The organism is Agromyces ramosus, from assembly GCF_004216665.1.
Taxonomy (GTDB): Bacteria; Actinomycetota; Actinomycetes; order Actinomycetales; family Microbacteriaceae; genus Agromyces; species Agromyces ramosus.
Window position 1 is genome coordinate 437,217 of the sequence record NZ_SGWY01000001.1, and the last position, 24,886, is coordinate 462,102.

Consider the following 24,886-nt stretch of genomic DNA (forward strand, 5'->3'; position numbering starts at 1 on the left):
AATACATCGTGAGCACGGTCGCACGCTGTTGCAAGCCGACTGAACATATGTGCAAGGGTGTGGGGATGATCGAGAACGACGGACGCGAGGCGATCGACCGAGCCGACGCGGTGAGCGGCAAGACGCGGGACGCCCTCCGGGCCGCCCACCTCTACTACATGCAGGACCTCACGATGGACGCCATCGCACACGAGCTGCACACGTCGCGATCCTCGATCTCGCGCCTGCTCAGCCACGCGCGGGCCAGCGGGCTCGTGGAGATCAGCATCCACTCCCCGCTCGACCTGCCGAGCCGCATCGAGCAGGAGATCCTCGAGCGACACGAGGTGCGCGCGCACGTCGTACCGGTGCCCGACCACGCCAGCGACGTCGATCGACTCGATCGCGTCGCGCTGTCGGCCGCACGGATCCTCGGCCAGTACGTGGACTCGAATCAGGCGATCGGGGTCGCATGGGGGTCCACGATGAGTGCGATGAGCCGGCACCTGGTGCCGAAGGCGACCCACAACACCGAGATCGTGCAGCTCAACGGCGCGGGCAATGTGCGCACCACCGGCATCCTCTACGCGAGCGAGCTCCTGCGGCGGTTCGGCGACGCCTTCGGGGCGCGGGTGCAGCAGTTCCCCGTCCCCGCGTTCTTCGACGAGCCCGCGACGAAGCAGGCCTTCTGGCGTGAACGCAGCACGCGCCGGCTCCTCGACCTGCAGTCCCGGCTCGACGTCGCGCTGTTCGGGGTCGGCTCGCCGTTCGCGGAGGTGCCGAGCCACGTCTACCAGGGCGGCTACCTCGAGCGAGCCGACTACCAGGCCCTCAGCCGGGACGGCGCGGTGGGCGATGTCGCGACCGTCTTCTACCGCGCCGACGGCAGCACCGACGGCATCGGCCTGAACGAACGTGCGACCGGGCCCGACTTCGCCGTGCTGCGCCGGGCCCCGCGCCGGATCTGCGTCGTCTCGGGTCGGGCGAAGCTCCCCAGCCTCCGAGGGGCCCTCGCCGCCGGACTCATCACCGACCTCATCGTCGACGAGGGCACGGCCCGGGCGCTGGTCGACGCGTGATCGGATCGTGACCCCGACGGCGCCCGCCCGCGGCTAACGTGGTCTGGCCGCCGGCATGGCGGCCAGATCGCGCGAAGGGAACCATGTGGATCCGGTGGACCAGCCCGGCGGAGTGAGCTCGAGGTCGTCCGTCCGGGGTCCGGTCATCGTCGGCGCCGCCGCCCTCGCGATCGGACTCGGACTCCTCGGTCACCAGCTGGTCTCGACGACGGCGTACGAGCAGGCGTGGTCGCGGCTGACCTCGGTCGAGACGCAGCTCGCCGACACGATCGAGTCGTACGAGCGCACGCTCGACCGCTCCGAGGTCGTCGCGGTGCGGGCCGAGGCGCTCCAGACCGTCGCCGGCGGCGACCTCGTCGCACCCGACGAGGTCGACGCGCTCAGGGCCGAGACGGCGGAGCTGCGCGCGGCCCTCGAGGCCGCGCCACCGCCCACCGGGCCGATCACGGGGCGCTTCGAGGAGCCGTCCACGTTCGCGCCCGCCTGGGAGCGGTACGCCGATCTCGTGGGGATCGCGGACGCCCTCCCGGCTCGGGACACCGCCATCAGCCGGTTCGACGAGGCGACCTTCGTCGTGCGGGAGGCGCGCCAGGCGGTGGTCGACCGCACCGACGCGGTCTTCACGAGCGCGTACGAGCGCGCCGAGGCCGAGATCGACGCGAACGCGCTCGCGAGCTACCGCACGGTCCTGGGCGTACGGCACCTCATCGATGCCGGCGGCGTCGACGGCCAATCGACGAGCGCCACCGGGTTCACCGCCCTCGCGGAGGCCGTGACGGCGCTGCGCGCCTCGCACGCCGAGGCCGAGGCGGCGCGTTCGGAGCATCCGGTGCGGGCCGAGGTCGAGGCGTTCGCGCGATCGATCTCCCAGGGCGTGGCGCTCGACTTCGGCTGGGCCTACGAGGTGGCGGGCGTCACCAGCGATGGCTGGTACGCGGGCACGGCGGAGTTCTGGCCGGAGGACGGCGGATGGGGTCACATCACGCTGAGCCACAGCATCGAGGACAGCTGGGGCGATGAGAACGCCCGGGCCGTCGTGGTGCACGAGGTCGGGCACACGCAGGCGATCCGTCCGACGTGCACGCCGATCTTCGAGGGACCCGAGTTCCACCGCGACCACGAGACCTGGGCCACCGCCTGGGCGATCGGCATGGGGTACGACCTGCCCGGCGCGGGCATCGAGGCCTACGGACGACCCACCGATGCGCAGATCGCCGCGGCCGCGCAGTGCCGATGAGCCTCCCCGATGCCGGGAATAGCCCGGCCGCGTTCGCGTTGACCTAGAATCGACACGAGAAACGTGCTCCGGGGTCGGTGTAATTCCGAACCGGCGGTGACAGTCCGCGAACTGCGAGTGCGAGGCCGAGAGGTCGAGCGCGAACGGTTGAACCGGTGGAAATCCGGTACCGACGGTGAAAGTCCGGATGGGAGGCGGCACGTGTCGACTGCGCGTGCGCAGTCGATGGATGCGGTGGTCGACACCGCGGCATCGCCGATGCATCCCCCGGAGCCCTGACGACAGGACGCGGGATGACGACGAGCGGGCACACGATGGCGGATGCCGCCACGATGCGCCGCGCCCTCGAGCTCGCCATGCGGGGCCCGGCCCGCGGGGTGAACCCGCGCGTCGGGTGCGTGATCGTCTCGCCGCACGGCGACGTGCTCGCTGAGGGGTGGCACCGCGGCGCCGGCACCGCCCACGCCGAGGTCGACGCGCTCGGCAAGCTCGAGCCGGGTGCCGCGGCGGGCGCCACCGCGGTGGTGACCCTCGAGCCGTGCAACCACACGGGCCGCACCGGGCCCTGCGCCGTGGCGCTCATCGACGCCGGGATCGGTCGGGTCGTCTACGCCGTCGCCGACCCGGGCGACCACTCCGCAGGCGGTGCCGAACGGCTCCGCGACGCCGGCGTCGAGGTCGCCGGCGGCGTGCTCGCCGACGAGGTCGAGGCGGTCCTCGGCGACTGGCTGTTCGCCGCCCGCCATCGCCGGCCCCATGTGACGGTGAAGTGGGCGGCCGGCCTCGACGGCCGCGCCGCGGCATCCGACGGCTCGAGCCGATGGATCACGGGACCCGCCGCACGCGCCGACGTGCACCGACGTCGCGCCGCGGCCGACGCGATCGCGGTCGGCACCGGCACCGTCCTCGCCGACGACCCCGCCCTCACGGCCCGCGAGCCGGGCGGCGAGTTCTTCGACGCGCAGCCCGTTCCCGTGGTGTTCGGGCGGCGTCCCGTTCCGGCCGACGCGGCGATCTCGCGGCATCCGCACGCCCCCGTCTTCGTCGAGGGTGCCGACCTCGCCGCCGACCTGCACGACCTGCAGCGGCGGGGCATCCGCTCGCTGTTCGTGGAGGGCGGGCCCACGCTCGCGAGCGCCTTCCTCGCCGCGGGCCTCGTCGACGAGCTCCTCGTGTACGTCGCGCCCGTGCTGCTCGGCGGGCCGCGGCTCGCCGTCGGCGACCTCGGCATCGACACCATCGCCGACGCCCGGCGCTTCGACTTCGCCGCCGTCGAGCGGCTCGGCGACGACCTGCTCGTCGTCGCCCACCCCAGACCGACCGAAGGGAACTGACATGTTCACCGGAATCATCGAGGAGCTCGGCACCGTCACGCGCGTCGAGCGCAGCGCCGACGCCGCGCGGCTCACGGTGCGCGGGCCGCTCGCGGTCCAGGGCGTGAAGCACGGCGGCTCGATCGCCGTCTCGGGCGTGTGCCTGACCGTCGTCGACTTCGACGACGCGTCCTTCACCGCCGACGTGATGGCCCAGACGCTCACGATGTCCACGCTCGACGGGGCCGGCGAGGGGCTCGCCGTGAACCTCGAGCGCGCGGCCCTGGTGGGCGATCGCCTCGGCGGCCACATCGTGCAGGGGCACATCGACGGCACGGCACGCGTGCTCGAGATCCGCCAGGGCGACGGGTGGCGCGTCATCCGCTTCTCCCTCGACGACGCCCACGCCCCGCTCGTGGTGGACAAGGGCTCGATCGCGATCGACGGCGTCTCGCTCACGGTCAGCGCGCTCGGCGACGAGCCCGCGGGTTCGTGGTTCGAGGTGTCGCTCATCCCAGAGACCCTCACGGCGACGACCCTCGGCCGGCGCGAGGTCGGCGACCTCGTGAACCTCGAGACCGACATCCTCGCCCGTCACGTCGAGCGGATGCTGCGCCTCGATGCGCACCGTTCGCTGCCCTCGTCACTCGCAGAACCGGCCGCAGCCGGAGCAGGGAGCCTCGCATGAGCCTCGCCACGATCCCCGAGGTGCTCGACGCCCTCCGAGCCGGCAAGCCCGTCATCGTCGCCGACGACGAGGCCCGCGAGAACGAGGGTGACGCCATCATGGCCGCCGAGTTCGCGACCCAGGAGTGGATCGCGTGGATGGTGCGGCACACGAGCGGCTTCCTCTGCGCGCCGATGACGAACGCGGCCGCCGACCGCCTCGAGCTGCCGCTCATGACCGAGCGCAACGAGGACGTGCGCGGCACCGCGTACACGATCTCCGTCGACGCGGCCGACCGCACGTCCACGGGGATCAGCGCGGCCGACCGCGCGCACACGCTCCGCGTGCTTGCCGACCCCGCCTCGACGCCCGAGAAGCTCATCCGGCCCGGCCACATCCTGCCCCTCCGCGCCGTCGACGGCGGCGTGCGCGAGCGCGGCGGCCACACCGAGGCGGCGGTCGACCTGATGCTGCTCGCCGGGCTCTCGCCCGTCGGCGTGATCGGCGAGATCGTCGCCGACGACGGCGAGATGATGCGGCTGCCCGGGCTCATCGAGCTCGGCGCGCGCGACGGGCTGCCGGTCACGACCGTCGCGGCGCTCATCGAGTGGATGAACGAGTGGCACACCGGCCACGTCCTGGGTGCGGGCACCGCCGGTTCGGTACCCGAGACCTCGCGGGTGGCGTTCGAGGTCGAGACCTCGCTCCCGACCGAGCACGGCGTCTTCCGCGTGCGGGCCTACCGCGACCGCGGGACGGGCGCCGACCACGTCGCGATCATCGCCGGCGATCCCGCTCGCGACCCGGCGGGCGCCGTCGTACGCGTGCACTCGGAGTGCCTGACGGGCGAGGCGTTCGGATCGCTGAAGTGCGAGTGCGGGCCGCAGCTCGACACGGCGCTCGGCGAGATCCAGGATCGCGGCGGCGTGGTCGTCTACCTGCGCGGCCACGAGGGCCGCGGCATCGGGCTCATCAACAAGCTCCGGGCCTACCGGCTGCAGGAGGACGGGCTCGACACCCTCGATGCGAACCTCGCGCTCGGGCTCCCGATCGACAACCGCGACTACGGCGCGGCGACCGCCATCCTCGCCGACCTCGGCATCGAGACCGTGCGCCTGCTCACCAACAACCCCGAGAAGGTGCGCCAGCTCGAGCACCACGGCATCCGCGTGGCCGAGCGCCTCCCGCTCGTGGTGGGCGTCGGCGCCGGCAACGAGGGATACCTCGACACGAAGCGCCGTCGCATGGGCCACGCCATCGACGACCAGCAGCTGACGGATGCCGCAGCAGAGACCCTCCTGGAAGGACACGCATCATGAGCGGAGCAGGCTCCCCCGAGCTGGACGTCGACGGCACCGGCCTGCGGGTGGTGATCGTCGCGGGCAGCTGGCACGAGGAGATCACGAACGGCCTGATCGCCGGGGCGACCCGCACCCTCGAGGCATCCGGAGCGTCATTCGAGCTCGTGCGCGTGCCCGGCAGCTTCGAGCTGCCCGTCGTGTCGAAGGCCGCCCTCGATGCGGGCGCCGACGCCGTGGTCGCGCTGGGCGTGATCATCCGAGGCGGCACCCCGCACTTCGAGTACGTTTCGGCCGCCGCCACCGACGGCCTCACGCGCGTCGCGCTCGACACGGGCAAGCCGGTCGGGTTCGGGGTGCTCACCCTCGACGACGAACGGCAGGGGCTCGACCGCGCCGGCCTGCCCGGCTCGAAGGAGGACAAGGGGCGGGAGGCCGCGGAGGCGGCCGTCGCCACGGCCCGGACGCTGCGCAGGATCTGGGGCTGAGCCCCGGGCCTCCGTCGTTCGATTGAATCCCGCCCCCGAAGGCGTCGGGAAGTGGTCCGCGGGCCCGCCCGGCTTCTAGGCTCGGGGCATGGACATCCTGCGCATCATCCTCCTCATCCTGCACTTCGTCGGCCTCGCGATGCTGTTCGGCGGATTCCTGGTGCAACAGAAGGCGATCGCCGGGCACACGGGCACCGTCCTCCCGATCATGTGGCGAGGCGCGCTCACGCAGATCGTGACCGGCGTCCTCCTCGTGGCGACCATCCAGATGGGCGACCTGTTCGACCTGAACAACGTGAAGATCGCGGTGAAGCTCGTCATCGCGATCGTCATCACGGTGCTCGTCTTCGTCTACCGCAAGAAGGATCCCGCGCCGAGCTGGGCGCTCTGGACGGTCGGCGGGCTCACGTTCGCGAACATCGTGATCGCGGTCGCCTGGCGCTAGTCGCCGCTCGCCGCGCCGCTCCTGCCGCTCGTCGCATCCGGCTCGACCTGCCGGATGCGGCGGGCGTAGGGTTGTGCGGTTGCCACAAGCGACGATTCCCGGCCTCCGCGGCCATGCCCACGCCTGATCGACGTGCCCGACGCGGAGCAGATCCATACGTTCCACGGAGTCACGCAGGCGATGTCCTCACCCATCCCGGCGGCCGCGACGGCCGCAACCCCAGTCCCCGCCAATCCGCGCAGCCGAGTCGTGCTTGCGAGCCTCATCGGCACGACGATCGAGTTCTACGACTTCTACGTCTACGCCACGGCCGCGGTGCTGGTCTTCCCGTACCTGTTCTTCCCTCCCGGCGACCCGACGGCCGCCCTGCTCGCCTCGTTCGCGGTCTTCGGCGCCGCGATGGTCGCGCGCCCCCTGGGCGCCGTGATCTTCGGCCACCTCGGCGACAAGCACGGTCGCAAGGCGACGCTCGTCGGCGCGCTGCTCACCATGGGCATCGCGACCTTCCTCATCGGCCTGTTGCCGACCTACGCCCTCGTCGGCTGGCTCGCGCCGTTGCTGCTCGTCATCCTCCGCATCGCGCAGGGCTTCGCGCTCGGCGGCGAGTGGTCGGGCGCCGCCCTCGTGGCGACCGAGAACGCCCCCGCGGGCAAACGCGCCTGGTACGGCACGTTCCCGCAGCTCGGCGCGCCGATCGGCTTCATCATCGCCAACGGCCTGTTCCTCGTGATCGCGGCCCTGCTGCCGTCGGACGACCCGTCGATGCCGTCGCAGGCGTTCCTCGACTGGGGCTGGCGCATCCCGTTCCTGTTCTCGGTGGTGATGGTGATCGTCGGCCTCTGGGTGCGACTCCGCCTCGTCGAGTCCACGGCGTTCTCGAAGGCCTCGAAGGCGGGCAAGCTCGCGAAGCTGCCCCTGGCCAGCGTCTTCCGCAACCACTGGAAGCAGCTCATCCTCGGCACGTTCTTCATGCTGGCGACCTACGTGCTCTTCTACCTCATGACGACGTTCTCGCTGGCCTACGGCCGGGCCCCGGTCGAAGCGCCCGAGGGCGCACAGCCCGGCCTCGGCTACTCGTACAACACGTTCGTGCTCATGCTCATCGCCGGCGTCGTGTTCTTCGGCATCTTCACCCTCGTGTCCGGACCGTGGGCCGACCGCTGGGGACGCCGCCGCACGCTCATCTGGGTGACGCTCGGCATCATCGTGTTCGGCCTCATCTGGGTGCCGCTGCTCGGTGCCGGGTTCTGGGGCGTCATGCTCTGGCTCGTCGTCGGCTTCTCCCTCATGGGCCTCACCTTCGGCCCGATGGGTGCGCTGCTGCCCGAGCTCTTCCCCACCAACGTGCGCTATACCGGCTCGGGCATCGCGTACAACGTGTCGTCGATCCTCGGGGCGGCCGTCGCGCCGTTCATCGGCACGGCGCTCTGGGCGGCCGGCGGCGGCAGCCCGTTCTGGGTGGGCGTCTACCTGTCGGTGATGGCCGTGCTCACCCTCATCGCCCTGCTGCTGTCGAAGGAGACGAAGGACGTCGACTACGAGGCCGCGGGCGACGTCGAGACCCGGCTCGCCGAGGGCCAGGCCGAGGCCGCGGCCCTGTAGGCCGGCACCCGCGACGACGGGCGGATGCCGCGGCCGAGGGGCTGCGGCATCCGCCCTGTTTCACGCTCGTGAACGATTCGCAACCCCACTTCTCGCGGCTCGGAGCCCGGCGTAGCATGGCACCGAACAGGGCCGCCGAGACCTCCGCCGGAACCGTCGGCGCTCGGCCGTCCGGGACGGCGGAGCACCGTGAACATGACGATGGACATGATGAAGGGCGCCATGTCGTCGTCGGGCATGCCGATGAAGGGCATGGATCCGGCGATGATGCAGGAGACGATGGAAGCCCTCTCCGCGTGTACGCAGGCGTGCATCATGTGCGCCGACGCGGACGCGGGCGAGGGCATGGGCAAGTGCGCCGGGATGTGCGCGAACTGCGCCGACGTCTGCGACACGATGATGCGCATGCTGCTCCGCATGAACGGGTGGGACATGCAGGTCACGATGTCGATGATGCAGACGACGATCATGATGTGCCGCGCCTGCTCCGCGGAGTGCATGATGCACGCCGAGATGAGCGAGCACTGCCGCATGTGCGCGATGGCGTGCGATCAGGCGGTCATGGCGATGGAGAAGATGATGGGCTCGATGAGCGAGGCGATGCCGATGGCGTGAGCCGCGTGGATCCGCCGATCCCGCCGGCACGCGATCTCAGGCGTACGCGACGCTGAAGCGCTCGTCGCCGCGCGCCAGCACGCCGTACAGCCCGTGCAGCGCCACGGGCTCGCCCGCGTGCAGGACGCCGGCGAAGCCGTCGTGGTGCCAGACCCTGCGCACGTCGCCGCCCTGGAAGTCGACGAGGGTCGCGAAGCCGTGGACGTCGACCTCGAGGACGAGGGCGTCGATCCACTTGCTCGTCGTCGTCGCGGCGAGGCGCTCCTGCATCGCGTGCAGGCCGTGCCCCGGGCGATCGCTCCGGCACTCCGCCGCCGACACGCAGCCGCGCATGCCCATCGCCGCGCCCGTGCGGGGCTCGGTGGTGGCGTGCGGCTCGTGGTGCGACATGAGGGCTCCTCGGTGTTCGATGCGGCCACGATACGCGCGCTGCGGCCGGATGTCGCGGCAGGCCGTCACACGCGGAAACACTCCTCCGGCGACGGGGCCGGTCGCCGCCGGGCGTGCGACTCGTTAGCGTTGGCGCATGTTCATCCACATGTCGATCCACGTCCCGAACCCGGGGTTCGAGCAGGCGGTGCTCGCCTCCATGAACCGGGTGCGCCTCGCCGCGCTGGGCACCCCCGGACTCGTGCACATCGGTCCATGGCGCGAGGACGGCGGCGGACGCATCGTCGGGATCGCGATGTGGGAGTCGCGTGCCCTCTGGGAGGCGGCGCTGCCGGGCCTCTTCGCCATCGCCGAGGCCGACGACCCCGACGGGGCCTGGCATGCGTCGCCGCCCGAGCGGATCCTGCTCGAGGACGCCTGGGTGATGCCGCCCGACGACCTCGTGGACTGACTCAGTCCAGGAAGAGCGCGCGAAGCCGCCTCGTGGTGAACACCAGGCCGACCCCGATCATGACCACGTAGTACAGCACGTGCCAGAGCATGGCCCAGTCGACGTCGCCGGTCGTGAGCCCGCGCACGAGCTCGACGCCGTGCCACAGCGGGAGTGCCTGGATGACGTGCTGCAGCCACTCGGGATACACGGTGATCGGGTAGAAGGTGGCCGAGAACAGGAACATCGGCAGCAGCACGAAGTTGATCCAGTCCATCTGCTGGAACGTCTTCATGTAGCTCGTGACCGCCATGCCGATGCTCGCGAAGCCGAATGCGATGAGCAGCACGGCCGGCAGCGCGAGCAGCGCCCACCACGAGAGATTGAGCCCGAGCACCTGCATCACGAGCTGGAACCCGACGGCGTACAGGGCGCCGCGGAGCAGGGCGAGCAGGATCTCGCCGAGCGCCACGTCGAGCGGGCCGAGCGAGGTGGAGAGCAAGCCCTCGTAGAGCTTCGCGAACTGCATCTTGAAGAAGACGTTCCACGTGGAGTCGTAGATCGCCCCGTTCATGGCGGCGACCGCCAGCAGCGCCGGCGCGATGAACGCCGCGTACGGCACCTCCCGGCCGCTCTCGGTCGTGACCGTGCCGACCAGCGTGCCGAGGCCGATGCCCATCGCGAGCAGGTAGAAGATCGGCTCGAAGAACCCGCTGAGCATCACGAGCCAGTTCGTGCTCCGGGTCGCCTGCCATCCGCGCAGCATGACCGCGCGGGCGTTGCCGGCGTACAGCGAGCGCACCGGCCGCGGCCGGGCGCCGGGCGGGATGCGGTCGCGCTGCGTCACGTCGCTCATCGCCCCAGCCTCCGGATCGCGATACGACGGGCCCACACCCAGCCCGCCACGATCAGCACGGCGAGGTACGCGACGTGCACGACGGTGAGCCAGATCGGCTCGGCGTAGCCGTAGCTGAAGACGCGCGCGAGCTCCGTGCTGTGCCAGAGCGGCGAGATCCAGCCGATCCACTGGAGCCAGATCGGGAAGGTCGAGAGGGGGAAGAACGTGCCGGAGAAGAGGGTCATGGGCAGCACGATGAACCGCATGACCATGGCGAGCTGGCCGGTGTCCTCCTCGAGCGTCGACGCGTAGCCCATGAGGACCGTGCCGAACGCCAGTCCGCCGAGCAGCCCGGCGAAGACCGAGAGGAAGGCCACCGGGGACGGCGCGGCGCCGAACACGAGGATGAGCAGGAAGAACAGCACGAGGTTCACGGCCATGCGAACGGCGACCGAGAGGATCACGCCGTCGACGATCTGCGTGGGCCGCAGCGGCGAGGCGCTCATGCCCGTGAACGTGGGGTTCCACTTGTACCCGAGCATCACGGGGTAGGTGAACTCCTCGCTCGCCACGGTGATGGCCGCGCTGGCGAGCAGCGCCGGAGCCACGAACACCAGGTAGCTCACCCCGCCGACGGCGGCGTCGGGCAGGTTGTCGTCGACGATCGTCGCGAGGCCGACGCCGAGGGCGTAGAGGTAGATCAGCGGGTTGCCGATGCCGGCGACGACGACCGTGCCGGTGTAGCTCTTCATCACGCGGAAGCGGTGCAGGGCGACGTACCACGCGCCCCAGCGGCGCGGGAGCCGGCCGGCGGCGATCGCGCGTGCGGTCGCGTCGTGCTGCGCCTCGGTGGACAGCCCCTGGCTCATTCGATGAGGGTCCGTCCGGTGAGGCGGAGGAAGACGTCTTCGAGGCTCGACCGGCGCACGAGGCTCGTCAGGGGATGCAGTCCGGCCTCGGTGATGCGCACGAGCTCGGCCTCGCCGTTCTCGCTGTAGATGAGGATGCGGTCGGGCAGCACCTCCGTGCGGTCGCCGATTCCCGAGAGCCGCTCGGCGACCTCGCTGTTGCGGTCGCTGCCGAAGCGCACCTCGAGCACCTCGCGCGAGGAGTAGCGGCGGATCAGGTCGGCCGGCGTGCCCTCGGCCATGATCGCGCCCTTGTCGACGACCACGAGGCGATCGCAGAGCTGCTCGGCCTCGTCCATGTAGTGGGTGGTGAGCAGCAGCGTGGTCCCCTGCTCCTTGAGCCGGAACAGCCGGTCCCAGAGGATGTGGCGGGCCTGCGGGTCGAGGCCGGTGGTCGGCTCGTCGAGGAGCAGCACCCGCGGATCGTTGATCAACGCCCTGGCGATCGTGAGGCGGCGTTTCATCCCGCCCGAGAGCGAGTCGACCTTCGCCTTGCCCTTCTCCTGGAGCTGCGCGAACGCGAGGAGCTCGTCGGCGCGCTTCGCGATGACCCGACCCGGCAGGCCGAAGTATCGGCCGTAGACGAGCAGGTTCTCGCGCACGCGCAGCTCGGTGTCGAGATTGTCGGACTGCGGCACGACGCCGAGCTGAGACCGGATCTCGGGCCCGTGGGTGTCGGGATCGAGGCCGAGGATCGAGAGGTCTCCGGCCGTTCGCGTCGAGACGGCGCCCACCATGCGCATCGTCGTGGACTTGCCCGCGCCGTTCGGTCCGAGCAGGCCGAACGACTCGCCGGGGGCGACCTCGAACGAGATGCCGTCGACGGCGGCGAAATCGCCGTAGCGCTTCACGAGATCCCGGGCGACGATGACTGGTTCCGACACAAGGCTCCACGATAGTCCGGCGCACCGACACCCGGCGTCGACCGGAGCTCGGCGCGAACGGGGCGACCGCGGCGGCATCCGACACCCGCTCCTCCTACGATGGCGGGATGCAGACACCACCGGTCATCCGCGTTGGCGAGGAGGTGCGCCGCGCGCTCGACGACGGCGCGCCCGTGCTCGCCCTCGAGTCCACGATCCTGAGCCATGGGCTGCCGAATCCGCGCAACCTCGAGGTGGGTCTCGGCTCCGAGCGGCTCGTGCGCGAGGCGGGCGTGGTGCCCGCCACGATCGGCGTCGTGGAGGGGGTGCCGGTGGTCGGCCTCACCGCGCACGAGATCGAACGGCTCTGCACCGACGACGACGTGGTGAAGGTGAGCGTGCGCGACCTGCCGATCGCCCGCGCGCAGCGGCTGCACGGCGGCACTACCGTCGCAGCCACGGCATGGCTCGCGCATCGCGCCGGCATCCGCGTCATGTCGACCGGCGGCCTCGGCGGCGTGCACCGGGGGGCGAGCGACACCTTCGACGAGTCCGCCGACCTCGGCACCCTCGCCACCACTCCGATCACGCTCGTGAGCGCGGGCGTCAAGTCGATCCTCGACATCGGCGCCACGCTCGAGCGGCTCGAGACCCTCAACGTGCCGGTGGTGGGCTATCGCACGAACCGCTATCCCGGCTTCTACGTCGCCGACTCCGGCCACGCGCTCGACTACCGCATCGAGAGCGCAGTGGATGCCGCGGCCCTCGCGCACGCGCGCGACGAGCTGGGGCTGGCCTCCGCCGTGCTCGTCGCGAACCCGGTCGACGCGTCGAAGCAACTCGACCCCGAGTTCCACGATCGCGTGCTCGCGGAGGCGCTCGACGCGGCATCCGCCGCCGGGGTGTCGGGGCACGACACGACGCCGTTCCTGCTCGACCACATGCAGCGCGCGACCGGCGGGCGGAGCCTCGAGGTGAACCTCGAGGTGTACCGCGGCAACGTCGCACTGGGTGCGGAGATCGCGCGTGCCATCGCCGGCTGAGTCGACCGGCGGCATGCTCGCCGTCGTCGGCGACCTCGTCGAGGACATCGTGGTGTGGGCCGACGAGCCGCTCCGCGTCGCGACCGACACGGCCGCGCACGTCTTCCGCGCCCGCGGGGGCAGCGCTGCGAATGTCGCCGCCCTGGCCGCGCCCCTCGTGCCGACGCGCTTCATCGGCCGGGTCGGGGCGGATGCCGCGGGCGTCTCGCTCGCGGACGACCTCGCCACCGCCGGAGTCGACGTGCGCGTACAGCGCGCGGGGCGCTCGGGCACGGTCGTGCTGCTCGTCGACGCCGACGGCGAGCGCACGATGTTCCCCGACCGCGCCGCTTCGGCCCTGCTCGACGATGTCGACGACGCCTGGCTCGACGGCGTCGCGTTGCTCCACCTGCCCGCCTACGGGCTGGAGCGCGAGCCGATGCGGCACGAGCTCGTGCGGCTCGCGGGCGTCGCCCGGGCCCGCGGCATCCGCGTGTCGGTGGACGCGTCGTCGACCGGACTCATCGCCGGGCTCGGCACCGAGGTGGCGCTCGACCTGTTCCGAGCGATCGCGCCCGACCTGGTCTTCGCGAACGAGGACGAGGCGGCGCTCCTCGGCCTCGCGGGCGGTGGCGCCGTCGCGGCATCCGTCGCCCGCACCGTCGTGGTGAAGCACGGCCCGCTGCCCACCGACGTCATCGTGGACGGCACGCTCGCCGAGCGCGTCGACGTCGCCCCGGTGGCCGACATCCGCGACCTCACAGGCGCGGGCGACGCGTTCGCCGCGGGATTCCTCGCCGCGACGCTGCGAGGGTCGGATGCCGCGGCAGCCTGCCTCGCCGGTCATGCGAGCGCGGCGTCCGTGCTCGCGAACCCGGGCGCGCACGCGACGCCCGGATCCGCCACACGCGACCAGGACGTGAATCGAGACGCGTGACGCTGTCGCGAGATCGCCGTGCCGACGATCGGTGAACCTCCCGCCCGGCGACTCCTGAAAGCAAGGACGCGACCGCACGGTGCGCGACTGTCCTTGCTTTCAGGAGTCCGCGGGGCTTTCAGGAGTCCGCGGGCCGGTCGCCGCCTTCCCGCCCGGCGACTCCTGAAAGCAAGGACGCGAGGGCTCGGTGCAGAACCGTCCTTGCTTTCAGGAGTCACCGAAGGGATTCGCTTTCAGGAGTCACCGAAGGGATTCGCGCTTTCATGAGTCACTGCTTCAGGAGTCGCTGAATGGACTGGCTTTCAGGAGTGGCTGAAGACGTTCGCCTTCAAGAGTCAGGAAGGAAGTCCGGAGTGTCGAGGGATTCCGCGCGAGTGCCCTGACGTTCGAAGCCCCGCGCGCGTCAACCTGAATTGACGCATGGCGTGACGTCAACTACGGTTGACGCCATGGACGACCGCACCCTCCGCACCGCCATCGCCGCCGCCGACGGCGACGACCCCTACCGGGCGCTCCGCGAGCTGCGCCATGCCCGCGTCGAGCTGAACCTCGCCCTCGACCGGGCGGAGGCCGTGGCCGTGCGCCGTGCCCGGGCCGCCGGATCCAGCTGGCAGCTCATCGCGCTCGCGCTCGAGGTCTCCAAGCAGGCCGTGCACAAGAAGTACGGACGCAGGTAGGCCCCGTATGCTGCAAGGCGGCGACGGCGCAGGCATCGGGCGGATGCGGCATCCGCTCACCGCGCCCACCAGGAAGATCTCATGAGCGACACGCAGACCCAGACCACCCGACGCAGTCCCTTCTCCCGTGGCGGGAAGGCGGCGACCGGCCCCCGAGCGACGTTCCGCCAGCTGCTCCCATTCCTCTTCGAGCACCGGCCCGTGCTCATCTGGGTCGCCGTGCTCTCGGTGGTCGGGGCGCTCACGAGTCTGGCCCAACCGCTCCTCGTCGCGCAGGTCATCACGATCGTCGAGGCCGGCCAGCCGCTCGGCTGGATCGTCTGGGGCCTCATCGCGCTCGTCATCGTCAGCGGCATCATCTCGGGCTACCAGCACTACCTGCTGCAGCGCACCGGCGAGGGCGTGGTGCTGTCGAGTCGCAAGCGCCTGGTCGCGAAGCTCCTGCGCCTGCCCATCGCGGAGTTCGACACGCGCCGCACGGGCGACCTCGTCTCACGCGTCGGCAGCGACACGACGATGCTCCGGGCCGTGCTGACCCAGGGTCTCGTCGAGGCCATCGGCGGGGCCGTCACCTTCATCGGCGCCCTCATCGCGATGCTCGTGCTCGACGCCGTGCTGCTCGGACTCACGGTGCTCGTGATCGCGATCGCGATCACGACCGTCACGCTCCTCTCGCGGCGGGTGCGCGAGGCGTCGCACCAGGCGCAGGAGAAGGTGGGCGACGTCGCCGCCTCCGTCGAGCGCGCGATCAGCGCCGTGCGCACCATCCGCGCCGCGGGCGCCACCGAACGCGAGATCCGCACCGTCGACACCGAGGCCGAGGGCGCCTGGCAGATGGGCGTGAAGGTCGCGAAGATCTCCGCGCTCATCGTGCCGATCGCCGGCATCGCGATGCAGGTGTCGTTCCTGGTGGTGCTCGGCGTCGGCGGCTACCGCGTCGCATCGGGCGCCATCACCGTGGCGAACCTCGTGGCGTTCATCCTCTTCCTGTTCATGATGATCCTGCCGCTCGGCCAGGCGTTCGGGGCGATCACGTCGGTGAACCTCGCGCTCGGGGCGCTCGGCCGCATCCAGGAGATCCTCGACCTGCCCGACGAGGACGCCCACGATCGTCAACTCGCCCCGCTCGCACTGATGGTGGGCGAGGCGAACGACGGCGTGCTCCCGGATGCCGCGGCGATCGAGTTCGACGATGTGCACTTCGCCTACGCGGCCACCCGGCAGGATCCGGCCGATCCCGGCAACGAGTCCCCCGACGAGCACCTGCCCGAACCCGACGTCACGGCGCGTCAACCGGTGCTGCGCGGCGTCTCCTTCCGGGTGCCGCGCGGACAGCGGATCGCGCTGGTCGGCCCTTCGGGCGCGGGCAAGTCGACGATCCTCGCCCTCGTCGAGCGCTTCTACGATCCGAGCGTCGGCGCGGTGCGCATGGGCGGCCTCGACCTGCGCTCGCTCGACCGCCGCGAGCTCCGGGCGCAGATCGGGTACGTCGAGCAGGACGCTCCCGTGCTGGCCGGAACCCTGCGCGACAACCTGAAGCTCGGCAGCCCCGACGCGACCGACGCCGAGTGCGAGGCCGTGCTGCGCGCGGTCAACCTCGGCGGCGTGCTCGACCGCGACCCGGCGGGACTCGACGCCGCCGTGGGCGAGGACGGCATCATGCTCTCGGGCGGCGAGCGCCAGCGACTCGCGATCGGTCGTGCGCTGCTGTCGGCCCCGCCGATCCTGCTGCTCGACGAGTCGACGTCGTCGCTCGACGGACTGAACGAGCGCATGATGCGCGAGGCCATCGACGCCGTCTCGGCCGGCCGAACGCTCATCGTCATCGCGCACCGCCTCTCGACGGTCATCGACTCCGACCGCATCGTCGTGGTCGAGGACGGGCGCGTGATCGGCGAGGGCACCCACGCCGAGCTCGTGGCATCCGTGCCGCTGTACCGCGACCTCGCCGCGCACCAGCTGCTGGTCTGAGCGCCCTGAGTCGACGGAGCCGAGCGCTACCTCAGCCCGATCGAGACGGAACCGGCTCAGGGAAAACCCCGGGGCGGTTTGGGGGCTAGCCGGGATGGAGCGGCGCGGCATCCTCCGTAGCGTGGGTTCCGCATCCGGTTCAGGGTGCCCCGAGCCCATTCCCCCACGGAGGACCACCATGACCATCGCGACCGTCTCCAGCGCACGCGATCTCTCCCGCATCGACGAGCTGCCCGTCGAGCTCATCGACGACCTGCCGAATGCGGCCGACGGCGAGGCGAACGCGTCGCGAAGCGGCCTCGGCGACTCCTTCGACCGCATCCAGGCGGGCATCCAGGGCTGGCTGCGCCACTGGGAGCCGCAGCGACTGCCGGCCTTCACGGCGGTGCGCGACGAGATGCCCGAGAGCGACCGCGGACGCAGCGCGCTGCGGGCGGCGCCGACCCACGCCGACGGCGCCGTGCGCATCACCGCCAGCCTCTACGACCCGCCGAACCGCGAGGGCGGCCCGCTCAACTGGTCGCGCAACTGGGCGAGCGTCGCCGTGCTGCCGCCGGCGCGCGACGCCGGGCGCCTCTACTACCGCTTCCGCGTGTCGAGCCGCCTCGTGCTCGACGGACAGGCCTCGATGAGCCTCGTCTCGACGAGCGTGAACTTCGGCATCGTGGCGGATGCCGCGAAGGCGAGCCCCTTCCAGACCGCGGGCTTCGCGACCCCGATCGCCCGCCCGCTCGTCGGCGTGCAGGCCCGCGAGGACCAGGACGCCTCGGCGTCGCAGGTGTTCGAGGGCTCGATCGCCGTGCGGCAGGGCGACACCCCGGCCATGGCGTTCGTGATCGGCACGGACCTGCTCTTCGACCAGGGCTGGGTGCGAGTGCACGAGGGCTCGAGCACCTGGATCGGGCCGTCGGAGCCCGGCGCGAGCGGCACCGTCGAGTTCCGGTACGCGCCGGCCGCGATGCTGCGACTCATGGGCCGGCTCGACGAGCCGCACACCGTGGCCTGAACCCGCCCGGTCTGACGCAGCGCCCCCCGGCTAGAATCGCCGGATGGCGCGCTTCGTCGTCGTGCTGCCGCTCGTGCCGCTCGCCGCAGGCGACGAGTTCACGGTCGCGCAATGGCCGCTGCACGTCACGCTGGTCGAGCCGTTCCCCACCGCGCTCACGGCCGACGACGTCGCACGACTGCTCGACGAGGTCGAGGGCATCGGGTCCGTCGCGTCGGTGATCCACGCCGCCGCCGGCGACGAGGCCATGTTCGGACGCCGCCGCGACGTGCCGGTCACCCTGGTGCGAGACGGAGGGGAGCTCACCGCCCTGCGCTCGCGCACGCTCGCGGCCCTGCAGCGGGGGGGTGTCGACGTGCAGCCGCGCCTCGACTTCCAGCCGCACGTGACCCGCAAGCAGCACGGGCGGATCCGCCCGGGCGACCGGGTCGAGCTCGAGACGGTCGCGCTCATCGACATGCGCCCGCCGAAGGGCGGTCACCACCGGCGCGTCGTAGCCGCGTGGCGGCTCGGCGCGTCATCCGGAGCTGCACCCGACGCCGCGACTTCGCGGCGCTAGCCCGGCCCTCCGGCACCCCACACCCGGATGTCGGGATCGTCGCGCCCACGCTCCGCCTGACGCGTGCCGGGGTCCTCGAACACGTCGGGACCCTCGGTGCCGGCGGACCGGTCCCGACGGATCCGCATGCCGAGCACCACGCCGAGGACGACGAGCCCGCCGACCAGGATGAGCGCTGTCGGCCACCATTCCATGGCCGAACGATACGCCCCTCCAGGGGGTGCGGCAACGCGCTCAGAGCGCGTCGGCCGACGCCGGGTCGTCGACCGTCTCAGCTCGCTTCTGCCAGGGCCAGCGCCCCGAGATCTCGAGCTCGAGCGACCAGCTGAGGAACGTCCGGATGAGCACGATGATCGCGAGCACGGCGACCGACTCGAGCGTCGGTGTGACGGCGACGGTCTTGATGATGTCGGCGGCCACGAGGAGCTCGAGCCCGAGCAGGATGGCCCGCCCGAGCACCCGGCGGAAGCGGGTGTAGATCGGATGGATCCGACGGACGCCGCGGAGCGCGGCATCGACCACGGCGTACGAGACGCCGAGCACGATCGCGACGACGCCCAGCAGATCGACGACCTCGCCGACCGTGGAGATGACCTCGCCGAACTCCATCGCGCTCCCCTCTGCGGGACACGCTAGCGGCGCGGGCCGACGACCGCCGTGCGACCTGCCGCAGACCCCGTGAACCGCGCGAGCGGCGCGATCGCCGGCGCAGCGGCAGACGCGCACGAGGGCCGGGGCGCGCCTTCCCGTGCGCGCCCCCGCCCTGGAGTCCCTGCTACCCCTGGTGCTGCAGGTGGTAGCGCAGGCTCGACAGCTCGGCCTTCAGGGCCGCCGGCACCCGGTCGCCGAACTGGGCGAAGTACTCCTCGGTGAGGTCGCACTCGGCGAGCCACGAGTCGGTGTCCACGTCGAAGAGGTGCTCGAGCGCGGCATCCGTGATCTCGAGGCCGTCGAGGTCGAGCGAGTCGGGTGCCGGAAGCAGCCCGATCGGCGTCTCGACCGCGTCGGCGTCGCCCTCGATGCGCCCGACGATCCACTCGAGCACGCGGGAGTTCTCGCCGAACCCGGGCCAGAGGAACGAGCCGTCGGAGCCCTTGCGGAACCAGTTCACCTGGAAGATCTTCGGCGCGTTCGCGCCGAGGATCCGGCCCATCTTCACCCAGTGGCCCCAGTAGTCGGCCATGTTGTAGCCGCAGAACGGCAGCATGGCGAACGGGTCGCGGCGCAGCTCGCCGACGGTGCCCTCCGCGGCAGCGGTCTGCTCCGACGAGATCGTCGCGCCCATGAAGACGCCGTGCTTCCAGCTGCGCGCCTCGGCGACGAGCGGGACGTTGGTGGCCCGGCGGCCGCCGAAGAGGATCGCGTCGATCGGCACGCCGTCGTGCGCGTCCCAGTCGTCGGAGATCTGCGGGCACTGGGCGGCGGCGACCGTGAAGCGCGAGTTCGGGTGCGCGGCCGGTCGGCCCGAGTCGGGCGTCCAGTGGTTGCCCTCCCAGTCGGTCAGCTCGGCCGGCGGCTGGTCGGTGAGGCCCTCCCACCACACGTCCCCATCGGGGCGCAGCGCCACGTTGGTGAAGATCGTGTTGCCCCACAGGGTCTGCACGGCCGTCGGGTTCGTGGTCTCGCCGGTGCCCGGCGCGACGCCGAAGAAGCCGGCCTCGGGGTTGATCGCGTAGAGGCGGCCGTCGTCGCCGGGGCGCATCCACGCGATGTCGTCGCCGATGGTCTCCACCGTCCAGCCGGGGATCGTCGGGCGGAGCATCGCGAGGTTCGTCTTGCCGCAGGCCGACGGGAACGCCGCCGCGACGTGGTAGACGCGGCCCTCCGGCGAGGTGATCTTGATGAGCAGCATGTGCTCGGCGAGCCAGCCCTCGTCGCGGGCCATCACGCTCGCGATGCGCAGGGCGAAGCACTTCTTCGCCAGCAGCGCGTTGCCGCCGTAGCCCGACCCGTACGACCAGACCTCGCGGGAGTCGGGGAACTGCACGATGTACTTGGTGTCGTTGCAGGGCCAGTCGACCTCGGCGCGCCGGTGGCCCACCCCGTCGACCAACGGGTAGCCGACCGAGTGGATCGTGCGCACCCAGGGCTCGCCGGCCTCGATGAGTCGGTAGACCGACTCGCCCATGCGGGTCATGATGCCCATGGACAGCACGACGTACGGCGAGTCGGTGATCTCGACGCCGAGCTGCGAGATGGGGCCGCCGAGGGGACCCATCGAGAACGGCACGACGTACATCGTGCGGCCCTTCATCGAGCCGTCGAAGACGTCGAGGAGCTCCTCGCGCATCTCACGCGGGTCGCGCCAGTTGTTCGTCGGGCCGGCGTCCTCCTCGTACGTCGAGCAGATGAACGTGCGGTCCTCGACGCGGGCGACGTCGCTCGGGTCGGTGCGGGCCAGGTAGCTGTTGGGCCGCCACTCCGGGTTGAGCTTGATGAGCTTGCCCTCGGCCACGAGCTGCTTCGTCAGGAGGTCGGCCTCGTGCTTCGACCCGTCGCACCAGACGATCTCGTCGGGCTTGGCGAGCGCCGCGATCTCGTCGACCCACGCGCGCAGGGCGGGATCCGTCGTGCCGTGCTGCGCGTGTCCGGACGTGTCGGAGCCAGAAGTTCCGACTGAGAACTCGGAGATCGTCATCGTCGTCCCTTTCGTGGGTTCCCGACCAGCGGCCGGATGGGTTCGTACTTCAAGGATGCGACGGATTGCGGCATCCATTCAGCCATTTCCACTGTTAAGAATGTGAGATCTTTCGCTATCCTTAAGCGATGAAAGCCGGCACCCCAGACCTCGCCACACTCGGCCACCGCATCCGCCATTTCCGCGCCGAGCGAGGCCTGACGCTCGACCAGCTGGGCGACGCGGTCGGCCTCGCCGGCAGCCAGCTCTCCCTCATCGAGAACGGCAAGCGCGAGCCGAAGCTCTCGACGCTCGACGCGCTCGCGGCAGCGCTGGGGGTCGAGCTCGCCGACCTCCTGGCCCGCGAGGCGCCGAGCCGCCGGGCGGCGCTCGAGCTCGAGCTCGGCCGCGCCCAGTCGAGCCCGCTCTACGCGAGCATGGGCCTTCCCGCGATCCGTCCCGGGCGCGGCATCACCGACGAGACGCTCGAGGCGATCGTCGGGCTGCACCGGGAGCTGCAGCGCCGGGCGAGCGAGGCCATCGCGACGCCCGAGGAGGCCCGACGCGCGAACACCGACCTCCGCGAGCGCATGCGCGAGCAGGACAACCACCTCCCCGACATCGAGCAGCTCGCCGAGGAGCAGGTGCGCGCTTCCGGTCACCGCACGGGGGCGCTCACCCACCGCGAGGTGAGCGTCATGGCCGAGCGCCTGGGCTTCCAGCTCATCTACGTCAACGACCTCCCCGACTCCACGCGTTCGATCACCGACCTCGCGAACGGGCGCATCTACCTCCCGCCGGCGTCGATCCCCGGCGGACACGGCCTGCGGTCGATGGCGCTCCAGGCCATGGCGCACCGGCTCCTCGGGCACACTCCCCCGGCGAGCTACGACGAGTTCCTCTGGCAGCGGCTCGAGATCAACTACTTCGCGGCCGCCTGCCTGATGCCGCAGGAGGCATCCGTCGCGTTCCTGCAGCAGGCCAAGAAGGAGAAGCGACTCGCGATCGAGGACTTCCGCGACGCCTTCGGCGTGACCCACGAGGCGGCGGCGCTGCGGTTCACGAACCTGGCCACGAGCCACCTCGACATGACGCTGCACTTCCTTCGGGTGGCGGGCGACGGGGCCCTGCTGAAGGGCTACGAGAACGACGGGCTCGTGCTGCCCACCGACGTCACCGGTTCGATCGAGGGTCAGTGGGTCTGCAAGAAGTGGAGCGCTCGCACCGCCTTCGAGCACACGAACCGCACCACCGAGAACTACCAGTACACCGATACGCCCGCCGGCACGTTCTGGTGCGCCACGCAGACCGGGCGCACGGATGCCGCGGAGTTCTCGATCACCGTCGGCGTCCCGTTCGCGCAGGCGAAGTGGTTCCGCGGGCGGGAGACCACGCTGCGGGCGGCGTCGACGTGCCCCGACGAGTCGTGCTGCCGCCGGGCGCCGGACGGACTCGCCGAGCGCTGGGCGGGACAGGCCTGGCCGAGCGCGCGCCTGCACGCGCACGTGCTGTCGCCGCTGCCGTCGGGCACGTTCCCGGGCGTCGACGATGCCGAGGTCTACGCGTTCCTCGAGACGCACGCCGACCACTAGCAGCGCAGGCCGACCGGGAGTGGGCGCCCCGACCGGACCGGGACATGGTCGCGCGCATCAGTGCGGTAGACGCATCGATGTTTATCTTGCATTAGTGTGTGTCACACAGTATCGTGTGGACCATGATCGACGATGAGACGACGGCCGGACACATCCAGGAGCTGCGACGCGGCACCGTGGTGCTCGCATGCCTCGTGCGCCTCCGACAGCCCGACTACGGGTACGCGCTGCTCGAGTCGCTGAACTCGCTCGGCATCATCGTCGACGCGAACACGCTCTACCCCCTCCTCCGCCGCCTCGAGAAGCAGGGCCTCCTCGTGAGCGAGTGGAACACCGAGGAGGCCAGGCCCCGCAAGTTCTACCGCACGAGCCCGGCCGGCGAGGCGCTCGCCGAGGTGCTCACGACCGACTGGCGTCGCATCGACGACGCCCTCGCACGACTCACGACAGGAGACGACCGATGACCACCCTGACCGATCGCTACGTGTGGGCCGCCGCCCGCACCCTGCCCGAGGCGCAGCGCGCGGAGTTCGAACGCGAACTGCGCGAGCGCATCGGCGACGCGACCGACGCCCTCGTCGAGACCGGGCGTGCACCCGCCGACGCAGAGCGCATGGCCCTCGTCGAGCTCGGCGATCCGGCCGCCCTCGCCGCGAGCTACGTCGATCGGCCGCTGCAGCTCATCGGGCCGCGCTACTACCTCGTCTGGTGGCGCCTGCTGAAGCTGCTCTACTCGGTCGTGCTGCCGATCTCGGTCGGCGCGGTCCTCCTGGCGCAGCTCCTCTCCGGCGACGGTGTCGGCGATGCCATCGGCAACGCCATCGGGGTGGGCCTCTCGATCGCCGTGAACCTCGGGTTCTGGACCACGCTCGTGTTCGCGCTGCTCGAGCGCTCGCCGGGCAAGGGCGCCGCCGATCTCGCCTGGACGCCCGACATGCTCCCGGCCCTGCCCGAGCTCAGCCGACCCGGCCGGCGCGGGGAGCTCATCGGCTCGCTCGTGTTCCTCGGCCTCTTCGCCCTCGTGATCGTCTGGCAGCACTTCGGACTCCCCTGGGTCGGCGCGCTCGAGACCACCCCGCTGCTCGACCCGGGGCTGTGGAGCTTCTGGATCCCGTACTTCCTCGTGCTCATCGTGCTCGAGATGCTGTTCGCGGTCGCCATCTACGTTTGGGGCTGGAACTGGTGGCTCGTCGCCGCGAACCTGGTGCTCAACGTGGCGTTCGTCGTGCCGGCGGTATGGCTCTTCACGACGGGTCAGCTGATCAACCCCGAGGCGCTCGACGTGATGGGCTGGCCGTGGGGCGATGCGGGCGACGTGATCGTGCCGATCGTGGTCGTGGTCGTGATCGGCGTCGCCGTGTGGGACGTGATCGACGGCGTCATCAAGACGGTGCGCGGCAGCCGCGCGGGGGCGATGCCGACGCTCGGGCGGATCTGACGGCCGCGACGGCCCGACCCGATCCGGATGCGGCTACTTCGGCTGCATCCGGATCGCGCCGTCGAGGCGGATGACCTCGCCGTTGAGCATCGGATTCGCGATGATCGAGCGCACGAGCGCCGCGTACTCGGCCGGGTGGCCGAGTCGCGACGGGTGCGGCACCTGCGCCTCGAGCGACGCCCGCACGTCGTCGGGCATGCCGGCCATCATCGGGGTCTCGAAGATACCGGGGGCGATGGTGACGACCCGGATGAGGAGCTTCGACAGGTCGCGCGCGATCGGCAGGGTCATCCCGGCGACCGCCGCCTTCGACGCCGAGTAGGCGGCCTGCCCGATCTGCCCGTCGAACGCGGCGACCGACGCGGTGCTCACGATGACGCCCCGCTCGGGCGTCGCAGGCCCGCCGGGCACGCCGGCGCTCACGGGGTCGGTCGCGGCCATCGCGGCTGCGGCGAGGCGGGTCACGTTGAAGGTGCCGATGAGGTTCACGCGGATGGTGCGCTCGAAGGCCTCGAGCGGCGCGGGGCCGTCGCGTCCGACCGTGCGGTTCGCGGTGACGATGCCGGCGCAGTTCACGGCGACGCGCAGGGGTGCGAGGGCGGATGCCGCGTCGACCGCCGCCTGCACCTCCGCCTCGTTCGCGACATCCGCCGCCACGAAACGCGCGCGATCGCCGAGCTCGGCCGCGGCCTCCTCGCCGCGCGGGCCCGGCAGGTCGACGAGCACGACGGATGCCCCGCCGTCGACGAGTGCGCGGGCGGTGGCTCGGCCGAGGCCCGAGGCCCCGCCGGTGACGATCGCGGAGGCGCCGTCGAGTTCCATGTGGTGTCCTTTCGTGGTCGAGTCGGGCGGTCTCGGGTCGAGGGTCCACCCCTGGTCGGAATCGCCTGCCCCGATGCGGCAACCGGCGCCATC

Annotated in this window: 27 protein-coding genes and 1 riboswitch; of the genes, 19 read left to right on the forward strand and 8 right to left on the reverse strand. The window is 71.3% G+C overall.

What is annotated here, in order from left to right:
• Window positions 1-65 precede the first annotated feature (65 nt).
• The 9 genes from EV187_RS01985 to EV187_RS02025 all read left to right on the forward strand — a co-directional run bounded on the left by EV187_RS01985 (window position 66) and on the right by EV187_RS02025 (window position 8,723).
• Window positions 66-1,058: a sugar-binding transcriptional regulator gene (locus tag EV187_RS01985; protein WP_130351359.1), complete on the forward strand. Its 993-nt coding sequence runs from the start codon at window positions 66-68 to the stop codon at window positions 1,056-1,058.
• Between the two features lie 85 nt (window positions 1,059-1,143).
• Window positions 1,144-2,295: a hypothetical protein gene (locus EV187_RS01990; RefSeq protein ID WP_130351360.1), complete on the forward strand. Its 1,152-nt coding sequence runs from the start codon at window positions 1,144-1,146 to the stop codon at window positions 2,293-2,295.
• A gap of 59 nt (window positions 2,296-2,354) precedes the next feature.
• A riboswitch (FMN riboswitch) is annotated at window positions 2,355-2,500 on the forward strand.
• 88 nt (window positions 2,501-2,588) lie between these two features.
• Window positions 2,589-3,629, forward strand: coding sequence for a bifunctional diaminohydroxyphosphoribosylaminopyrimidine deaminase/5-amino-6-(5-phosphoribosylamino)uracil reductase RibD (gene ribD / locus EV187_RS01995; protein WP_242609385.1), 1,041 nt, complete (start codon window positions 2,589-2,591; stop codon window positions 3,627-3,629).
• Between the two features lies 1 nt (window position 3,630).
• Complete coding sequence (locus tag EV187_RS02000; protein ID WP_130351361.1) at window positions 3,631-4,296, forward strand: riboflavin synthase; 666 nt, start codon at window positions 3,631-3,633, stop codon at window positions 4,294-4,296.
• Window positions 4,293-5,594 carry a GTP cyclohydrolase II gene (gene ribA, locus EV187_RS02005; RefSeq protein ID WP_130351362.1) on the forward strand — a complete coding sequence of 434 codons (1,302 nt, stop codon included), beginning with the start codon at window positions 4,293-4,295 and terminating at the stop codon, window positions 5,592-5,594. The genes EV187_RS02000 and ribA overlap by 4 nt, the downstream gene beginning before the upstream one ends.
• Window positions 5,591-6,061: a 6,7-dimethyl-8-ribityllumazine synthase gene (gene ribH, locus EV187_RS02010; protein WP_130351363.1), complete on the forward strand. Its 471-nt coding sequence runs from the start codon at window positions 5,591-5,593 to the stop codon at window positions 6,059-6,061. The genes ribA and ribH overlap by 4 nt, the downstream gene beginning before the upstream one ends.
• Before the next feature lie 88 nt (window positions 6,062-6,149).
• Complete coding sequence (locus tag EV187_RS02015) at window positions 6,150-6,506, forward strand: hypothetical protein (protein ID WP_130351364.1); 357 nt, start codon at window positions 6,150-6,152, stop codon at window positions 6,504-6,506.
• Window positions 6,507-6,686: 180 nt separating this feature from the next.
• On the forward strand, window positions 6,687-8,108 hold the full coding sequence (locus EV187_RS02020) for an MFS transporter (RefSeq protein WP_130351365.1): 1,422 nt from the start codon (window positions 6,687-6,689) through the stop codon (window positions 8,106-8,108).
• Between the two features lie 195 nt (window positions 8,109-8,303).
• Window positions 8,304-8,723, forward strand: a complete 420-nt coding sequence (locus EV187_RS02025; protein ID WP_207221707.1) for a four-helix bundle copper-binding protein — start codon at window positions 8,304-8,306, stop codon at window positions 8,721-8,723.
• Between the two features lie 36 nt (window positions 8,724-8,759).
• Here the strand turns inward: EV187_RS02025 and EV187_RS02030 are convergent, their stop codons facing one another.
• Window positions 8,760-9,113 (reverse strand): hypothetical protein, encoded by a 354-nt coding sequence (locus EV187_RS02030; RefSeq protein ID WP_130351366.1) that lies wholly within the window; start codon window positions 9,111-9,113, stop codon window positions 8,760-8,762.
• Window positions 9,114-9,249: 136 nt separating this feature from the next.
• On the opposite strand from EV187_RS02030, the gene EV187_RS02035 reads away from it, so the two are divergent.
• Window positions 9,250-9,564: a hypothetical protein gene (locus EV187_RS02035; protein WP_130351367.1), complete on the forward strand. Its 315-nt coding sequence runs from the start codon at window positions 9,250-9,252 to the stop codon at window positions 9,562-9,564.
• A gap of 1 nt (window position 9,565) precedes the next feature.
• Here EV187_RS02035 and EV187_RS02040 read toward each other — a convergent pair whose 3' ends face one another.
• Genes EV187_RS02040 through EV187_RS02050 form a run of 3 tightly spaced genes read right to left on the reverse strand, consistent with a single transcriptional unit; the run spans window position 9,566 to window position 12,173 of the window.
• Entirely contained in the window at window positions 9,566-10,399 is an 834-nt protein-coding gene (locus EV187_RS02040) for an ABC transporter permease (protein ID WP_130351368.1), read from the reverse strand.
• Window positions 10,396-11,250 (reverse strand): ABC transporter permease, encoded by an 855-nt coding sequence (locus EV187_RS02045; RefSeq protein WP_130351369.1) that lies wholly within the window; start codon window positions 11,248-11,250, stop codon window positions 10,396-10,398. Before EV187_RS02045 ends, EV187_RS02040 begins: the two co-directional genes overlap by 4 nt.
• On the reverse strand, window positions 11,247-12,173 hold the full coding sequence (locus EV187_RS02050; protein ID WP_242609386.1) for an ABC transporter ATP-binding protein: 927 nt from the start codon (window positions 12,171-12,173) through the stop codon (window positions 11,247-11,249). Before EV187_RS02050 ends, EV187_RS02045 begins: the two co-directional genes overlap by 4 nt.
• A gap of 107 nt (window positions 12,174-12,280) precedes the next feature.
• On the opposite strand from EV187_RS02050, the gene EV187_RS02055 reads away from it, so the two are divergent.
• The 6 genes from EV187_RS02055 to EV187_RS02080 all read left to right on the forward strand — a co-directional run bounded on the left by EV187_RS02055 (window position 12,281) and on the right by EV187_RS02080 (window position 18,324).
• The gene (locus EV187_RS02055) at window positions 12,281-13,195 is read left to right on the forward strand and encodes a pseudouridine-5'-phosphate glycosidase (RefSeq protein WP_130351371.1); all 915 of its coding nucleotides are present in this window, start codon (window positions 12,281-12,283) and stop codon (window positions 13,193-13,195) included.
• The gene (locus EV187_RS02060; RefSeq protein ID WP_242609387.1) at window positions 13,179-14,111 is read left to right on the forward strand and encodes a carbohydrate kinase family protein; all 933 of its coding nucleotides are present in this window, start codon (window positions 13,179-13,181) and stop codon (window positions 14,109-14,111) included. Before EV187_RS02055 ends, EV187_RS02060 begins: the two co-directional genes overlap by 17 nt.
• Window positions 14,112-14,560: 449 nt before the next feature.
• A complete protein-coding gene (locus tag EV187_RS02065) occupies window positions 14,561-14,788 on the forward strand; it encodes a hypothetical protein (RefSeq protein ID WP_130351372.1) in 228 nt (75 codons plus the stop codon).
• Window positions 14,789-14,869: 81 nt separating this feature from the next.
• The gene (locus EV187_RS02070) at window positions 14,870-16,759 is read left to right on the forward strand and encodes an ABC transporter ATP-binding protein (protein ID WP_130351373.1); all 1,890 of its coding nucleotides are present in this window, start codon (window positions 14,870-14,872) and stop codon (window positions 16,757-16,759) included.
• 178 nt (window positions 16,760-16,937) lie between these two features.
• Window positions 16,938-17,765, forward strand: coding sequence for a hypothetical protein (locus EV187_RS02075; protein WP_130351374.1), 828 nt, complete (start codon window positions 16,938-16,940; stop codon window positions 17,763-17,765).
• A 43-nt stretch (window positions 17,766-17,808) separates the two neighbouring features.
• Entirely contained in the window at window positions 17,809-18,324 is a 516-nt protein-coding gene (locus EV187_RS02080; RefSeq protein ID WP_130351375.1) for a 2'-5' RNA ligase family protein, read from the forward strand.
• Here the strand turns inward: EV187_RS02080 and EV187_RS02085 are convergent.
• The 3 genes from EV187_RS02085 to EV187_RS02095 form a co-directional block, all read right to left on the reverse strand.
• A complete protein-coding gene (locus EV187_RS02085; RefSeq protein WP_130351376.1) occupies window positions 18,321-18,518 on the reverse strand; it encodes a hypothetical protein in 198 nt (65 codons plus the stop codon). The two genes, EV187_RS02080 and EV187_RS02085, sit on opposite strands and share 4 nt — an antisense overlap.
• 40 nt (window positions 18,519-18,558) lie before the next feature.
• Window positions 18,559-18,933, reverse strand: coding sequence for a DUF1622 domain-containing protein (locus tag EV187_RS02090; protein ID WP_130351377.1), 375 nt, complete (start codon window positions 18,931-18,933; stop codon window positions 18,559-18,561).
• 166 nt (window positions 18,934-19,099) lie between these two features.
• Window positions 19,100-20,962, reverse strand: a complete 1,863-nt coding sequence (locus EV187_RS02095; protein ID WP_130351378.1) for a phosphoenolpyruvate carboxykinase (GTP) — start codon at window positions 20,960-20,962, stop codon at window positions 19,100-19,102.
• Window positions 20,963-21,090: 128 nt separating this feature from the next.
• Between EV187_RS02095 and EV187_RS02100 the strand changes: the two genes are divergently transcribed.
• From EV187_RS02100 to EV187_RS02110, 3 genes are all read left to right on the forward strand, one after another.
• A complete protein-coding gene (locus EV187_RS02100; RefSeq protein ID WP_130351379.1) occupies window positions 21,091-22,533 on the forward strand; it encodes a helix-turn-helix domain-containing protein in 1,443 nt (480 codons plus the stop codon).
• A gap of 122 nt (window positions 22,534-22,655) precedes the next feature.
• Window positions 22,656-22,997, forward strand: a complete 342-nt coding sequence (locus tag EV187_RS02105; protein WP_130351380.1) for a PadR family transcriptional regulator — start codon at window positions 22,656-22,658, stop codon at window positions 22,995-22,997.
• Window positions 22,994-23,971 (forward strand): permease prefix domain 1-containing protein, encoded by a 978-nt coding sequence (locus EV187_RS02110; RefSeq protein WP_130351381.1) that lies wholly within the window; start codon window positions 22,994-22,996, stop codon window positions 23,969-23,971. Before EV187_RS02105 ends, EV187_RS02110 begins: the two co-directional genes overlap by 4 nt.
• A 33-nt stretch (window positions 23,972-24,004) precedes the next feature.
• On the opposite strand, the gene EV187_RS02115 is transcribed toward EV187_RS02110, so the two are convergent.
• A complete protein-coding gene (locus tag EV187_RS02115; RefSeq protein WP_130351382.1) occupies window positions 24,005-24,793 on the reverse strand; it encodes an SDR family NAD(P)-dependent oxidoreductase in 789 nt (262 codons plus the stop codon).
• Window positions 24,794-24,886: the final 93 nt, after the last annotated feature.

What these genes read in the sequence shown, in the direction of transcription:
- EV187_RS01985 (WP_130351359.1), top strand. Translation starts at nt 66, where the DNA reads ATGATCGAGAACGACGGACGCGAGGCGATCGACCGAGCCGACGCGGTG.
- ribD (WP_242609385.1), top strand. Translation starts at nt 2,589, where the DNA reads ATGACGACGAGCGGGCACACGATGGCGGATGCCGCCACGATGCGCCGC.
- EV187_RS02000 (WP_130351361.1), top strand. Translation starts at nt 3,631, where the DNA reads ATGTTCACCGGAATCATCGAGGAGCTCGGCACCGTCACGCGCGTCGAG.
- ribA (WP_130351362.1), top strand. Translation starts at nt 4,293, where the DNA reads ATGAGCCTCGCCACGATCCCCGAGGTGCTCGACGCCCTCCGAGCCGGC.
- ribH (WP_130351363.1), top strand. Translation starts at nt 5,591, where the DNA reads ATGAGCGGAGCAGGCTCCCCCGAGCTGGACGTCGACGGCACCGGCCTG.
- EV187_RS02015 (WP_130351364.1), top strand. Translation starts at nt 6,150, where the DNA reads ATGGACATCCTGCGCATCATCCTCCTCATCCTGCACTTCGTCGGCCTC.
- EV187_RS02020 (WP_130351365.1), top strand. Translation starts at nt 6,687, where the DNA reads ATGTCCTCACCCATCCCGGCGGCCGCGACGGCCGCAACCCCAGTCCCC.
- EV187_RS02025 (WP_207221707.1), top strand. Translation starts at nt 8,304, where the DNA reads ATGACGATGGACATGATGAAGGGCGCCATGTCGTCGTCGGGCATGCCG.
- EV187_RS02030 (WP_130351366.1), bottom strand. Translation starts at nt 9,113, where the DNA reads ATGTCGCACCACGAGCCGCACGCCACCACCGAGCCCCGCACGGGCGCG.
- EV187_RS02035 (WP_130351367.1), top strand. Translation starts at nt 9,250, where the DNA reads ATGTTCATCCACATGTCGATCCACGTCCCGAACCCGGGGTTCGAGCAG.
- EV187_RS02040 (WP_130351368.1), bottom strand. Translation starts at nt 10,399, where the DNA reads ATGAGCGACGTGACGCAGCGCGACCGCATCCCGCCCGGCGCCCGGCCG.
- EV187_RS02045 (WP_130351369.1), bottom strand. Translation starts at nt 11,250, where the DNA reads ATGAGCCAGGGGCTGTCCACCGAGGCGCAGCACGACGCGACCGCACGC.
- EV187_RS02055 (WP_130351371.1), top strand. Translation starts at nt 12,281, where the DNA reads ATGCAGACACCACCGGTCATCCGCGTTGGCGAGGAGGTGCGCCGCGCG.
- EV187_RS02065 (WP_130351372.1), top strand. Translation starts at nt 14,561, where the DNA reads ATGGACGACCGCACCCTCCGCACCGCCATCGCCGCCGCCGACGGCGAC.
- EV187_RS02070 (WP_130351373.1), top strand. Translation starts at nt 14,870, where the DNA reads ATGAGCGACACGCAGACCCAGACCACCCGACGCAGTCCCTTCTCCCGT.
- EV187_RS02075 (WP_130351374.1), top strand. Translation starts at nt 16,938, where the DNA reads ATGACCATCGCGACCGTCTCCAGCGCACGCGATCTCTCCCGCATCGAC.
- EV187_RS02080 (WP_130351375.1), top strand. Translation starts at nt 17,809, where the DNA reads ATGGCGCGCTTCGTCGTCGTGCTGCCGCTCGTGCCGCTCGCCGCAGGC.
- EV187_RS02085 (WP_130351376.1), bottom strand. Translation starts at nt 18,518, where the DNA reads ATGGAATGGTGGCCGACAGCGCTCATCCTGGTCGGCGGGCTCGTCGTC.
- EV187_RS02090 (WP_130351377.1), bottom strand. Translation starts at nt 18,933, where the DNA reads ATGGAGTTCGGCGAGGTCATCTCCACGGTCGGCGAGGTCGTCGATCTG.
- EV187_RS02095 (WP_130351378.1), bottom strand. Translation starts at nt 20,962, where the DNA reads ATGACGATCTCCGAGTTCTCAGTCGGAACTTCTGGCTCCGACACGTCC.
- EV187_RS02100 (WP_130351379.1), top strand. Translation starts at nt 21,091, where the DNA reads ATGAAAGCCGGCACCCCAGACCTCGCCACACTCGGCCACCGCATCCGC.
- EV187_RS02105 (WP_130351380.1), top strand. Translation starts at nt 22,656, where the DNA reads ATGATCGACGATGAGACGACGGCCGGACACATCCAGGAGCTGCGACGC.
- EV187_RS02110 (WP_130351381.1), top strand. Translation starts at nt 22,994, where the DNA reads ATGACCACCCTGACCGATCGCTACGTGTGGGCCGCCGCCCGCACCCTG.
- EV187_RS02115 (WP_130351382.1), bottom strand. Translation starts at nt 24,793, where the DNA reads ATGGAACTCGACGGCGCCTCCGCGATCGTCACCGGCGGGGCCTCGGGC.